Source organism: Neochlamydia sp. AcF95 (genome assembly GCF_018342455.1).
Taxonomy (GTDB): Bacteria; Chlamydiota; Chlamydiia; order Chlamydiales; family Parachlamydiaceae; genus Neochlamydia.
The window spans coordinates 79,611-92,997 of record NZ_JAEMUC010000072.1; the positions used below are offsets into that span (position 1 = coordinate 79,611).

Annotated in this window: 10 protein-coding genes and 2 pseudogenes; 11 read left to right on the forward strand and 1 reads right to left on the reverse strand. The window is 36.6% G+C overall.

Features of this window, described 5'->3' with window-relative positions; genetic code table 11:
- Positions 1 to 6 precede the first annotated feature (6 nt).
- Positions 7 to 714 (forward strand): ribose 5-phosphate isomerase A, encoded by a 708-nt coding sequence (gene rpiA, locus NEOC95_RS08830; protein WP_166155747.1) that lies wholly within the window; start codon positions 7 to 9, stop codon positions 712 to 714.
- 224 nt (positions 715 to 938) lie between these two features.
- Positions 939 to 1,355 (forward strand): bifunctional nuclease family protein, encoded by a 417-nt coding sequence (locus NEOC95_RS08835; RefSeq protein WP_166155750.1) that lies wholly within the window; start codon positions 939 to 941, stop codon positions 1,353 to 1,355.
- 12 nt (positions 1,356 to 1,367) lie between these two features.
- Here NEOC95_RS08835 and NEOC95_RS08840 read toward each other — a convergent pair whose 3' ends face one another.
- Positions 1,368 to 1,661: an HPr family phosphocarrier protein gene (locus NEOC95_RS08840; protein WP_213152542.1), complete on the reverse strand. Its 294-nt coding sequence runs from the start codon at positions 1,659 to 1,661 to the stop codon at positions 1,368 to 1,370.
- A 411-nt stretch (positions 1,662 to 2,072) separates the two neighbouring features.
- On the opposite strand from NEOC95_RS08840, the gene NEOC95_RS08845 reads away from it, so the two are divergent.
- The 9 genes and pseudogenes from NEOC95_RS08845 to NEOC95_RS08885 all read left to right on the forward strand — a co-directional run bounded on the left by NEOC95_RS08845 (position 2,073) and on the right by NEOC95_RS08885 (position 13,305).
- Positions 2,073 to 2,315 (forward strand): hypothetical protein, encoded by a 243-nt coding sequence (locus NEOC95_RS08845; RefSeq protein ID WP_213152543.1) that lies wholly within the window; start codon positions 2,073 to 2,075, stop codon positions 2,313 to 2,315.
- A 112-nt stretch (positions 2,316 to 2,427) separates the two neighbouring features.
- Complete coding sequence (locus NEOC95_RS08850) at positions 2,428 to 4,032, forward strand: hypothetical protein (RefSeq protein ID WP_213152544.1); 1,605 nt, start codon at positions 2,428 to 2,430, stop codon at positions 4,030 to 4,032.
- Between the two features lie 573 nt (positions 4,033 to 4,605).
- Positions 4,606 to 6,255, forward strand: coding sequence for a hypothetical protein (locus tag NEOC95_RS08855; protein ID WP_213152545.1), 1,650 nt, complete (start codon positions 4,606 to 4,608; stop codon positions 6,253 to 6,255).
- A 140-nt stretch (positions 6,256 to 6,395) separates the two neighbouring features.
- Complete coding sequence (locus tag NEOC95_RS08860; RefSeq protein ID WP_213152546.1) at positions 6,396 to 7,349, forward strand: IS5 family transposase; 954 nt, start codon at positions 6,396 to 6,398, stop codon at positions 7,347 to 7,349.
- Between the two features lie 516 nt (positions 7,350 to 7,865).
- A pseudogene (locus tag NEOC95_RS08865) lies at positions 7,866 to 8,637 on the forward strand (IS5 family transposase); the annotation flags it as partial.
- 208 nt (positions 8,638 to 8,845) lie between these two features.
- Positions 8,846 to 11,857, forward strand: a complete 3,012-nt coding sequence (locus tag NEOC95_RS08870; RefSeq protein ID WP_213152547.1) for a tetratricopeptide repeat protein — start codon at positions 8,846 to 8,848, stop codon at positions 11,855 to 11,857.
- Positions 11,858 to 12,383: 526 nt separating this feature from the next.
- A pseudogene (locus NEOC95_RS09635) lies at positions 12,384 to 12,530 on the forward strand (transposase); the annotation flags it as partial.
- Between the two features lie 100 nt (positions 12,531 to 12,630).
- Positions 12,631 to 12,852, forward strand: a complete 222-nt coding sequence (locus tag NEOC95_RS08880) for a hypothetical protein (protein ID WP_213152549.1) — start codon at positions 12,631 to 12,633, stop codon at positions 12,850 to 12,852.
- Positions 12,853 to 12,864: 12 nt separating this feature from the next.
- A complete protein-coding gene (locus NEOC95_RS08885; protein ID WP_502710284.1) occupies positions 12,865 to 13,305 on the forward strand; it encodes a transposase in 441 nt (146 codons plus the stop codon).
- Positions 13,306 to 13,387 lie beyond the last annotated feature (82 nt).

Here is a 13,387-nt window from a genome sequence, read left to right on the forward strand (position 1 = left end):
ATTATAATGTCAGATAATAATTTTATCGGCCAGCAAATTGCGAAAAAATCGGCCGGCTTTGCGGCGGCAAATTTGGTAGAAAACGGAATGACAGTAGGATTAGGTACTGGTTCTACCACAGCTTTTTTCATTGAAAAGCTTGCTCAGCGATGTGAGGAGGGCCTTAAAATTCAAGCGGTGGCTACTTCCTCTCAATCTCAAAAGTTAGCATTAGAAAAAGGCATTCCTTTAATTGATATCAATACTCTTTTTTCTATCGATCTAACGGTGGATGGAGCTGATGAAATTGATGCTAACAAAACAATGATTAAAGGTGGGGGTGGCGCGCTACTAAGAGAAAAAATTGTGGCTAGCATGAGTAAGGAAATGGTCATTATTGTGGATCAAGCTAAACTTGTTAAAAAGCTTGGACAAGTTCCTTTGCCCGTTGAAATTGTTCCCTTCGCTTATCCGGCAACTATTTATCGCCTTGAACAGCTAGGTTATCAAGGTAAAATAAGGACGCATGATGAAAAAAAGCTGTATTGCACCGATAATGGAAATTATATTTACGATATTTATTTCAAAGAAAAGTTAGAAAAAGCTGAGCAAGTGCACCAACGACTGAGCGAAATTGTAGGTGTGGTAGAATCTGGCCTTTTCATTGGTCTAGCGGGAAGAATTATTGTGGGCTATAATGATGGAAAAGTGAAAATTTTTACGGAATTAAAATAATCGATATTTTAGGATTTTACCCTCTTTAGTGAAGATGAAGGCTTTTTGCATCGGTTAGCCATATGGGAGGAAGGGATAGCAAGCCTTTTTCCAGAAGAAAAGAAAGACAGATAAAAGAGAAAATCTTTAGAATACCAACTTAATAGATTTACAGCTTAAGGTTAATAACGGTTAGTTTTTAGATCAACGAGGGAATCTCCTCTTTTACTCAGGATTTATTATTTATGCTTTCTGAACTTATTCAACTTTCCTTTGATAAAATCATGCAAACTCGCTCTTATACGGTAGTAATCTTGAAAGGGCAGGGAAAAAAATTTGCTATCTATACTGATCCTGCTATTGGCCGTAATCTTCAAATTTTTTTAACAGGCGCGGAGAAAGCTAGACCCCTTACTCATGATCTTATTAGTTATATTTTCCGAGGGTATGAAATTAGAATTAAACAAGTCGTTATCAATGACATCCAGGATACCACATATTTTGCACGCCTATTTTTAGAACAAGACGCAGGGGTAAGACGCCATATTGTAGAAATTGATGCTAGGCCTAGCGATTGCATAACTCTTGCATTAATGAATAATGCTCCTGTTTTTTGCACACGCGAAGTTTTGGAAAAGACCTTGGCAATTGAGGAAGAATGAACGTTTAATCAATCAATATTTAATATTAAAATTGTTTTTAGCTAAAGCAATTAGGCTAGCAACAGCCTCTTGGGCATCTTCACCCTCGGCTTCTATTTGAATTTTAGAGCCTTTAGTAGCGGCCAGCATCAGAATACCTAGTAAAGACTTAGCATTCACATAACTTTTTTGGTAAATGAGATGGACTTCCGATCTAAAACTTGTAGCGCATTTGACAATTTCTGTTGAAGGCCGTGTATGCAAGCCTCGATCATTTTGCACGACAAAAATTCCTGTACATCTCTTATTATTCGTAAGTTTGGCCATATTCATTAACCTTGTTTTACAATTAGCTTGATTGTCATGCCATCACCTTAAGCTTTTCAAGCTGCCCTTAATTTAATTAAAAATATTCCCTGCCTCCCAAAAATGGATACGCCCTAATTAAATATTCTGCAAATAAAATTTTTTTTTCAAGGGCTTGCTTTAATATAAGCGTTTATTGATTAATAACTTAGAGGGAAAAAAATATCGTCTTTTTCTTGTCTTCACATTCTAAAGAGAAAGGCAATTAAAAGTTTTAAGAACCTTCATAAAAAAATTAAAAAATATTTTAGCATATTCGTTTAGCCATGAATATTTTATGCTTAAAAAGAATTTTTAAATAAATTTTTAATAGTGTTTTTAGTTGCTAGCCATTAAAAAAGAGATTAAGAACAAGTTTAAAGGAGTAAGGTTATGCTAAAGTCTATATGTTTTTTTCTCGGAGTAGCTTGCTTAAGTCTAACGCCCATGTTGGGTGCAGGATTAAAGATTAGCCATCGCTTATATGCCATCCATTTTGGCCCTGGGCCCACAGGCGATCAAGGGCAAGAGGTAGAGGAGGAGAAGCGGCAAAATCTTTATGCCATTAATTTTGGCCCGGGGCCTGATGGAGACCAAGAGGTAGAGGAGGATAAAAATGCGGATGAGATTGTTTAAGGAATAGCTTTATTATTTTTCTACAGATCAATACTAGAATTGAGAAGATAAGAACTTTACTTCGCATCCATTAAAAATAATTATAACAAATAAAAATTAGGTTGATAGATTGATGGGCATTATTTCACGGATGGGCAATTATTGTAGTGAGCGATCTTTCGCACGTATAAATGATGATCTTTCATTCGAAGAGGGTAGCGACGAGGATAGTGCCCAACCGTACAGAAGGATAGAGGCTGGAAGTTTAAATCAGGCTCTTGGCAATCCCTACTATCCAATTTCTAATGAAGAAAATGAGAGTGAATCTGAAAGGGCAAATAATGGTATTGCTCCTTTAAGAGAGGATGATTATGCAAACAGCTGTAAATCGGCCTGGACAACAGTTTTACCTTTACTGTATGGATTGTCTGCCGGCATTATAGGTGCAAATGCAGCAAAATGGGATAATCGGCAAGTTGAAATGCTGAGTGCTGCCGGATTAGGAGCTACTTTACGTATCTATTCACACTATTGCTCTTCTGGAAAGATTGCACGATGGGCCCCTCCTTTTTTCGCCAGTGTAGCGGCAGAAGGCTTATTTGCGCTGACCAATTTCTATCTTAATTTGGATGATATAAGCCAAGAGGGAAGATTATTGTCCGGCTATGAAGAGGCTCTTAAAACTCTTGTTCGATCGATCACCTATGCTTCCACTGCTTTTTTTGTCACTCATAATATTTTAGCAAAACCTAAAGAATTACCTTCCCAGGATTCTGATCTACGTACTAGGCTTCTTATTTTAGGAAGATCAGCTAATAAAGTGGCTTTGGCTGTTCATTATTTAGCTTTGTTTTCCTTGGGGGCAGCTCTCATAGTGACTAGCCAACAAATGCCAGAAAATTCTAGAAAAATTCTTCATTTAGATTTTGATGCAGGCATTTTAACTTTAAGTTATACGGCAGCTAATTTCATTTTCAGGTGTGGCTTAAAGGCTCATGATTGGTCGTTAGAAAATAATAGTTCCTACCGAGGATATTTTCAAGGCCTTGACAGAGAACCCACAGCACTTAAGAATAGGATTTTGATCCTTGCCAGAAGAACTCTTGAAACTTTTAGCGGAGTTTTGCCAGGATTTTTATTTCCCTTGAATGCCTCTCTTTCTTATGGTGCTCTTGGATGTCTAGGAGCTGCTACACGTGTTCTTCAAGAGAGAAGCTATGAAAGGTTGCATAGCTACACGAGAGTTACACCTTTAGAAATCACAGCTAGAAAGGCTGAATATGTTAAGACGGGCGTTTTGTCTATCGCGCTTTTAGCTTTTACAATCGCATGCATGATGACCAATGATTGGCATACGGGTTCAGCAATGCTTACGCTTGGTTTAACTTCTGTAGGAGGATACTTATCAAGTAAGGCTGTGGAACTTTTGATTAGCCAGCGAAATTTAGACAATCGAGTGATCAATCAACTTGATTTTGAATTAAACGTCAATAGCTACGGGATCTTGTTCTTATATCTTTTTCTCCATACCAAGTTTATGCTTCTAAATTCTGATGTGGATGTATCTAGTGGTTTTAAATATGCTCTATTACTTTCTATGTATGGATTGCTAGGATTCAACCTAGGAAATAATCGTGCAAGATTTGGTAGTGTGCACAATTTAAATCCCGAAAATGCTTCAAGCTTTGCGCTAGCGCAGGCCGCTAATAATTGCATGGAATATAGAAATTCTCATTGAGAAAATGTTTTTTCGTCAGAGCTTACAAAAGTTTGCCACTCTTTTTCTTCGTTTAACCCTAAATAAAAAACAAAATCTTTTACTTATCTAATCAATAAATAGATAAGTAAAAGATTTTTTTTTACATATTGGTTTAAATCTGAGCTTTTTATATTTAACTATAGGATAACATAACTTTTTTTACTTGTAATTTTTATTTTAAAGCTTTAAGAATACCTGGAGGAATAAGCTTTAGAGCGAGATGGTCGGATGGTATTTTAAGTTTGTAAGTTTTTTTGCCTGATCTATTTAAAGTTTTTAAGAAGTTTAAACATCTATACCTCGCTTCCGGCGATGTGTTGTTTGTTTCTATGCTTTGCAAAGAGGGAAATAGGAATCAAAGCATGTAATAGAGCCAAATTTTTCTCTCTTTCCTGAAGTTCATAAAAAGGGGTGAGAGCAAAAAGCTAGATGTTATAACAAACTTGACTAAAGGTTTTTTAAGGTTAAAAGGTAAAGACATTCTGCTAATTATAATCTCTTCTGACAACAGGGATAATTTCAATAATATTTAAAAATTAGGTTTTTATATTTATGAGCATCAGTTCATTTATTAATCGTTATAGGCAAAGGCCCCTTGAAAATCATTTTGATTCTGACTTGGAGAGCAGTGATGCCGAAAGGGCTGCTTTTCCTTATACTTCATTGGAAGGAGGGAGTGAGACAGAAGATTTTTTGCCTCCCCATCCTCCTGCCATCAATAGTGACATAGAACGTTTTTCTTCTTCGGATGAAGAAATTTCTGTAGGGCGTGCTGCTTCTCGTTCGATAAAGAAAAAAGCCATTAAGCGGTCTAAAGTGACTAAGCTATCTAGTATGTGTAAATTAACATGGCAGACGACTCTCCCTTTTCTGCTTATCAGTTCCACCACATTGACTGCATTAAATGCTACAACCTGGGGCAACTCCCCTGTAGAAGTCTTAAGTGCTGCTGGATTGGGAGCTACCGTACGTCTTTATTCACATTATTGTACGCCCAAGAAAGTCGCTCAATGGGTAAATCCTTTTTTTGCCAGTCTTGCAGCGGAAGGCTTATTTGCCTTTACCAATCTCTACCTTAATTTGGACGACATTTGTGAAGCTTTAAATATTTCTTCCAAGGATGCCTACCACATGAAAACGAGTATACGTGTGATCACCTACGCTTCCATGGCTTTCTTTGTGGCTCATAATATTTTAAACAAACCCAGAAAGCTTCCTAAAAATGAATACCCTTGGGCAAGAGAAAATCGTAAAAGGCAGCTTATGTTGGGAGGAAAAGCCAATAAATGGGCTTTAACCGTCCACTATTTAGCTCTAGCTTCTTTTGGATCGGCACTTATCATTGCTAGCCAACAAATGCCAGAAAATTCTAAAAAGATTCTTCACGTGGATTTTCATGCAGGAATTTTAACTTTAAGCTATACAGTAGCTAATTTCATTTGTAGATATGGCTTAAAGGCTCACGATTGGATGATGGAAAACCGCTATAAATATAAAGAGTATTTACGCGAAATAGAGGATCATCCCAAGACACTCAAAAATAGACTTCTGAGTGTTGGAAGAAGGACGCTTGATACAGTAGGTAAAGTTTTACCAGGTATTCTATTTCCCTTTAACGCTACTCTTTCCTATAGTACTTTAGGTTGTGTAGGAGCCGTTACCCGCGTTTTGCAAGAAAGAGATTATGAAAGATTAGATAGCCAAACAGGTGCAAGTCGTTTAGAAATTACTGCTCGAAAAACAGAGTATGTTAAAACAGGTGTTTTATCGCTGGCACTTTTAGCTTTTACAATTGCTTGCATCATGACAAATGATTGGCATACAGGTTCAGCCATGCTTACACTTGGTTTAACTTCTGCAGGTGGATATGTAACAAGCAAAGCTGTCGAGCTCTTAATTAGCCAGCTAAAGTGGGATAATCGACTAATCAATCAACTTGATTTTGAATTAAACGTCAATAGTTATGGAATTTTATTCTTGTATCTCTTTCTTCATACAAAATTTATGCTTTTGAATTCTGATGTTGCTGTTTCAAGTGGGTTTGAATATATGCTATTGCTTTCTATGTATGGGCTACTAGGATTTAATCTAGGAAATAATCGTGCTAGATTTGACAGCATACGGAATCTTAATCCAGAAAATGCTTCACCTTTTGCCTTAACGCAATTAGCTAATAATAGCATGGAATATGCTCTTAAATAAAGCGTTTAAGCTGAGAAGTGAAAGAAATGCTTTTTAAAGGGCGTTGTTGCGTAAATGCTAAGAAGTGTATGCGATAAGATTGCTCTTTAACACATAAGAGCTATAAAATTAGTTTGCAACAACAAAAATATAGGCAAGCTATGGAAAAAAAGCTCACTTACCGCATACGTAACTGGTCCGAGTATAACAAAGCTTTAGAACAAAGAGGAAGCATAACTTTATGGTTTTCGGATGAAACCATTAAAGGATGGAGGGAAAATAAAAGCACGGGTAAGAAGGGCCGTCCAAGAATTTACTCTGCGGACGCTATCTTATGCGTGTTGATGATTAGAGCGGTTTATCATTTACCCCTTCGTGCTGTGCGAGGGTTTGTGTCATCGCTGATTACTTTGCTGGCTTTGGGATTGCCTGTTCCTTGTTATACCCGCATTTGTAGGCGTGCTAAAGAGCTTGGGCAAGAGCTTACAAAGCTAAGCCGTAAGCGTCCGACAGACATAGTCTTTGATTCCACTGGAGTGAAAGTTTATGGCGAAGGAGAGTGGAAAGTACGCCAGCATGGCAAAGCAAAGCGGAGGACTTGGAGAAAAATTCACTTAAGCGTTTGCCCAGACTCACATGAAGTTATGTTGAGTGAATTGACCTTGAGCAATAAAGCCGATGATTTAGTGGCGAGCCAAATGATCCCCAAGCTGCCAAAGAGCGTAAAGACCACTTATGGAGATGGCGCTTATGATAGACAAGCTTTTTATCGATCGTCTTATGTTCGGGGTATAGATCCTGTAGTGCCTCCAAGAAGAGGAGGAAGGTTAAGCCAAGAGACGGACAAACCGTGGATGAAAAAAAGAAATGATAACTTAAAAGTCATTCAAGGCTTGGGAGGAGATGATGAGGCTAGGCAGCTTTGGAAAAAGCTTAGTGGCTATCATAGAAGATCGCTTGCTGAAACGGCAATGTACCGCTTTAAAAGAAGCTTTGGAGGAGATTTTCGCTCTAGGAAGCTAGACTATCAGCGGGCGGAATTATATGCTAAATCTTTGGCGATGAACAAGATGACAGAACTTGGAATGCCCCAAGGGCAATGGGTACTAACTTGATAAGCTTTTAAACAAACCAACTATTAGGTCATTTACGCAACAAGGCCTTTTTAAAGTCTTATTCCCTTTGAAAGCATAAGGGTTGAGGAACACTTTGCCATTTAAATAGATATCTTTTTAAGTGGCAAAGTGACTGATAATTTTTTTAATAACACCTTTTAAAGCAACTACGTCTGTTTAGCCAAAAAAAATTAACCTTTTTCTAAGCTGACTCTTCCCGTAAAAACAAGTTTTTTATCAAGTGTATGACTACATAAAAAGTTGCTCAGAAGCGTATAAACAAAGTTTTGCTTGAATAGCAGGTGGAATGCTCTCTAATATTTTCATTCCTATGCACTTGCAGATTTTATCTAAGAGGATGTCTTAAAACCCCCTATTTTGCCTTATTCACCTACTTCATCAAAGATCTAATAGGTTGATACAAAACAACTTATTTAAGATAATATTTGAGAGAAAAGAGAGGTAAAGATGAGCAATGCATACCCTAATCATTTATCAGATCGTGAATAGGAAGCCATTAAAATTTACTTCGAAGTGGATTATAGCAGAGGGGCAGACCCATTAAACATATAAAAAGAGAGTTATTGGAAGCTATTTTTTATTTCTTAAGAACCGGTTGCCAATGGCATTATCTACCCAAAGATTTTCCTCGCTGGAAAACGGTTTACACTTAATTTAAGAAGTGGAAAGACGCACATTTGTTTGAGAAAATTAATCATCATTTAAGGAAAAATTTAAGAGTTATAATAGGGAGGAACCTCGATCCCAGCGCTGCCATTGTCGATAGCCAGTCAGTTAAAATAGTAGAAAGAGGGGGCTTGCAGGTTATGATGGAGCTAAAAAGGTTAAGGGACGTAAAAGGCACATTGTAATGGATACGCAAGGCTTTTTATTAACATGCTATGGAGGCGCTGCTGGCGAAAGCGATCGAACGGCCTTAATTAAGCTGTTAGACAAATGCAAAAGCCTGTTTTCAACTATTACCAAGGTTTGGGCGGATATGGGCTATCAAGGCACTGTATTAAAGCAAGCCTGCCAAGATCAGTATAACATTGATTTTGAGATTGTTAAAAGGCCTCGTCGTAGATTTCGGGTACGTGAGGATAAAATAGAGGAGTTTTTAAGAACCATTGATTTAAGCTTTAAAGTTCAGCCCAAGAGGTGGATTGTAGAGAGGACTGTTGCATGGATTGGACGTAATCGAAGAACTTCTAAAGACTATGAGTACCTAACAGCTACGAGTGAAAATTGGATTTATCTATCGATGATTAGACTGATGTTAAGGCGAATTGATAAGTTAAAAGAGGGGTTTTATGATATCCTCCATCTGCATTTTAAAAATATAAAAATTGCCTTTTTAATTTTACTTTTATATAAAAAAATGAAAAATAATTTTTTTCGCCCTTCTTAAAAAATGCATAAATAAGGGAGTAATAGGATTATAAACAGCTCTCTATCCCTTGAAATGTAAGCCAGCCTAAAAGAAGGACAAGCGAATGAATTTAGAGAATACGCACAGCTCTACTATATTACCCACTAACACCAGTTCGCTCCTTATAGCAAAAGGTAATACTTTTGACCCTCCTAATCATTTGGCAACCCTACCTTTAGAAATTTTCCAAAAAGTTTTTCTTTCTTTTAGTAATTTAAGTGAAGGCGAATTAAGAAAAATTCTTGATGCAAGAAGCTGTGCCCGTGTGTTAAAACAATTCATGCCTAATAATGTCAAATTTTTGCAGCTTTATCAACCTCAGAAGCTACAATTCTATTATGACAAGCTTTCAAGTCATTTAAATCAAAACCCTTTTTCGATTGATAATAGTCATAATTTTTTATCTGTATATAGAGTCGAAGAGCACTACACCCATACTTTAAAATTTGCTATCCAAGAAGAAGATCCTCTTCAGATAAGAGCATGCATAGAAAAACTAGGTGATATCCATCTAATAAAAGGAACACCTCAAACGCTCCTTCAAGCCGCAGGGCTTTATAATTATGCCCTACATAATGCCTCTTTAGGCGAGCAAGAAAGTATTAAAGAAAAGCTATCAAAAGTCGAAATTTTGCTTAGTAAGGCTTGCAAAAGAAAACCTCTAGATATTTCTATAACCAAAAAGCAATTTGAAAATAATCGCGAAGGATTAAAAAATTTTAGGGACAAAATAGAAGAGAAAATTCAAACTCTCGGCTCTAATCCTTTATCTGGGGAAGTCCAAGAGCTGTATGGTGAGATTGCTCAATGGATGAAAGCTTTCTTTAAGACTCTAGCAGATCAAGCACAAGAGGTTTTAGGGCCTGAGCCGTGTACATATGCTATGATAGGCTTTGGTTCCTTAGCTAGAGAAGAGATAACCCCTTACTCCGATTTAGAGTTTGGCATTCTTATACAAGAAGATACTTCAGAGAATAGAGATTATTTTAAGCGTCTTACTACTTTAATACATTTTAAAGTTATTAATTTAGGGGAAACCATTCTTCCTGCTTTAAATATTCCGTGTATAAAAAAAATTAAATTGTTTGATAGTGTTACGCCAAGAGGTTTTGCCTTTGATGGCGCCGGTGTAAAGGGAAAAGGCTGTAAAACTCCTTTGGGGAATGGCAAGACATTTGAGCTTATCCAAACTCCACAGAAGATGGCTCAATATGTGGGTAAAGATGATGAAAATCAATGGTGGCATAAAAAAGAAAGACATCTTCCTATGGAATTATTAAACTTTACTCATTTGTTAGGCAGCAATGAATTAACTGAGCAATATAGACAAAAGGTTCAAGAAAATCTTAATACGCCTTATCAAGAAGGCCTTAATCTTGGCCAACATTTAGCGAAATATCATTTAGCTCGAAAAGATAGGAAAGCTTTTAATCCTCGTATACATGGTTTAGAAACACAAGGCATGCTTTTTCAGGTTAAAAATGATCTTTATCGTTTCCCTCATCTAGCTTTGGATCGGCTCGCTCTTCTCGAAAAGATAATAGTATCCAATACTTTTGCTAGAATTAATCAATTAAAAGATAAAGGCATTTTAACAAATAAAGCAGCTGAACATCTAAATGAATGGATGAGTATTGCTTTATTTATGCGACTTAAAACTTATTCTCATTATGAAGCACAAAAAGAAATGATGAATCCCATTCTTAAACCTTATAGCTCTGGCATTCCAAAGTTAATCGAAAAGCAATTTCCTTTAGATCAAGATGCTTTAAATAAAATAAAAAAGATTTATAGCATTTTTATTCCTTTTCATAAGGTTATGAAAAAATTTTTATCTGGAGAGAAAAGCTACCTTACCTCTTCTGATTTAAATGATAATTCGCCTCAAACACTAGGCGATATAGCTTTAAGGCTTTTTCAGATGGAAGAGGCAAAACAATACTATATTTTAGCAAAGAAAGAAGACCCTTGCAATTCGGGGGTGTTAAGTACCTTAGGGATCATTTACCAAGCTCATGGAGACTTAATAAAATCCTATTTACATGGCAAAGCGGCCCTTAAGATTAATCTTAAGAATCATGGTAAAAATTCCCTAGCTGTAGCAATAAGTTATAATAACCTGGCACAAATCTACCAAGAAGAAGGAAAGTTAAGAAAGGCAAAGGAATATACTAAAAGAGCTCTCAAGATTGAACATAAAATCCTTAATGATAGAAATCATCCAAAGCTAGCAGACTATTATAATAATTTGGGCATGATCTACCAAGAACAAGAAGAATTAAGAAAAGCCGCTCGACATGCCAGAAAAGCCATTAGACTTAGGTCTAGCTATAGAATAAAGAATGATCTTCAAAAAGCTATTTACTACCATAATTTAGGAACAATCTATAAAGATTTAGAGAAGTTAGATAAAGCTATTAAGTATATCAGTAAAGCGCGCGACATTTATAGTAAGCTATTTAGCGAACATCATCCTAGAGCATTAGGCTGTCTCAACAATTTAGGAACAGTTTATCGTAACCAAAGAAATTTCACAAAAGCGATTACCAGCCTTAAGCAAGTAATTAATAGCTGCCAGGTTGCTGATAAAGCTTACCTTACTCTCCGAGAATGTGCTCTTAACAATTTAAGCTTAGTTTATCGAGATCAAAAAAAAATAGAAAAAGCCTTAACACTTGCTATAGAAGCTTTAAATATTAACCTTAATAATTTTGATAAAGATTCTCCTCGAGTGGAAATCAGTTACAATACTCTAGGAATGATTTACTTAGATAGAGGAAATTTCGAACAAGCTGAGGAAAATGTCAATGAAGCTTTAGCAATTGCCATTAAAATCTATGGTGAAGAACATGCCATTGTAGCAGGCTACCATATCAATCTAGGAGCGATTTATAAAGCTCAAGATAAATTTGAAGAAGCAATAAAGGAAACTAATCAAGCTATTTTTATTTATAAGCGACACTCCGATAAGAATCATCTCAAGCGAATTGGTAAATGTAACAACAATTTGAAGGAGCTTTACGACGCTCAAGGAAAATTAGAGCTAGCCGTTAGATATGCTAAGAGGATATCTTAACCCTCATTATTTTGCCTTAGCCATCTGCTTTATCAAGGATCTAATAGGTTGATGCAAAACAACTTATTTAAGATGATTTTTGAGAGAAAAGGGGGTAAAGATGAGCAATACATACGAATTGTTAAAGGTGACAACAATTTTGAGGAGCTCTACAACGCTTAAGGAAAATTAGAGCTATCCGTTAAATATGCTAAGAGGATATCTTACCCCACCTATTTTGCCTTATCCATCTGCTTTATCAAAGATCTAAATTGTAATGGATACGCAAGGCTTTTTATTAACATGCTATGTAGGAGCTGCTGACGAAAACGATCGAACGGCCTTAATTAAGCTGTTAGACAAATGCAAAAGCCTGTTTTCAACTATTACCAAGGGTTAGGCGGGTATGGGCTATCAAGGCACTGTATTAAAGCAAGCCTGCCAAGATCAGTATAACATTGATTTTGAGATTGTTAAAAGGCCTCGTCGTAGATTTCGGGTACATGAGGATAAAATAGAGGAGTTTTTAAGAACCATTGATTTAAGCTTTAAAGTCCAGCCCAAGAGGTGGATTGTAGAGAGGACTTTTGCATGGATTGGGCGTAATCGAAGAACTTCTAAAGACTATGAGTATCTAACAGCTACGTGTGAAAATTGGATTTATCTATCGATGATTAGACTGATGTTAAGGTGAATTGATAAGTTAGAAGAGGAGTTTTAAGATATCCTCTAATACTACAGTGGTAATAAAAAATATAGTATACTATTTTATTTGTTAAATAGGGAGGTGAGGTATGGAATTGAAAGCAATAAGCCAAACTATAAAACAAAAAAAAGAAGAGCTAGCCTTATTTTTAAGGCCTTTTTTTAGTCGAGAAGAAGCTAGACAAGTGGCTTTGCAATATACATGGGGGTTAATGAGCAAAGCAGAACGTAAAAACACCTGGCAACTGGCAGAAGAGGCCGGCTTACAAACCCCGTATGCTTTTCAACATCTACTACGCCGTGGTTTATGACAAGCAGATGCAATCAGAGATAGGTTGCAAATGGAAGTGTTGAAAGATAAAGAAGGCGGTATACTAGCTATAGATGAGACGGGATTTTTAAAGAAAGGCAAGCATTCAGCAGGAGTGGCAAGACAATATAGTGGAACAGCAGGAAGAATTGAAAATTGCCAAGTAGGGGTTTTCCTTTCCTATGCAACTAACCAAGGCCACGTATTAATTGATCGAGAGCTATATATTCCTGAAGAATGGTTTTTAGATGAAGAACGTAGAGCAAGAGCTGGTATATCTAAAGAAGCTAAATTCAAAACGAAAATACAATTAGCCATGTTGATGCTACAGCGAGCTTTCGGCCATGGGATCAGGCCTTCTTCGGGTAGTGGGAGACGAGGTATATGGAGTTTATCCCCTAAGAGCTTATCTAGAGAAAGAATGCTGCCCTTATATATTAGCTGTACCCTCTAACTATCATGTGAGCGTAGATTTTGATCGAAGTCCAGTCAGCCACTTTCTTGCAGAAATTAAGCCAAAAGATTGGCAGAGCTTA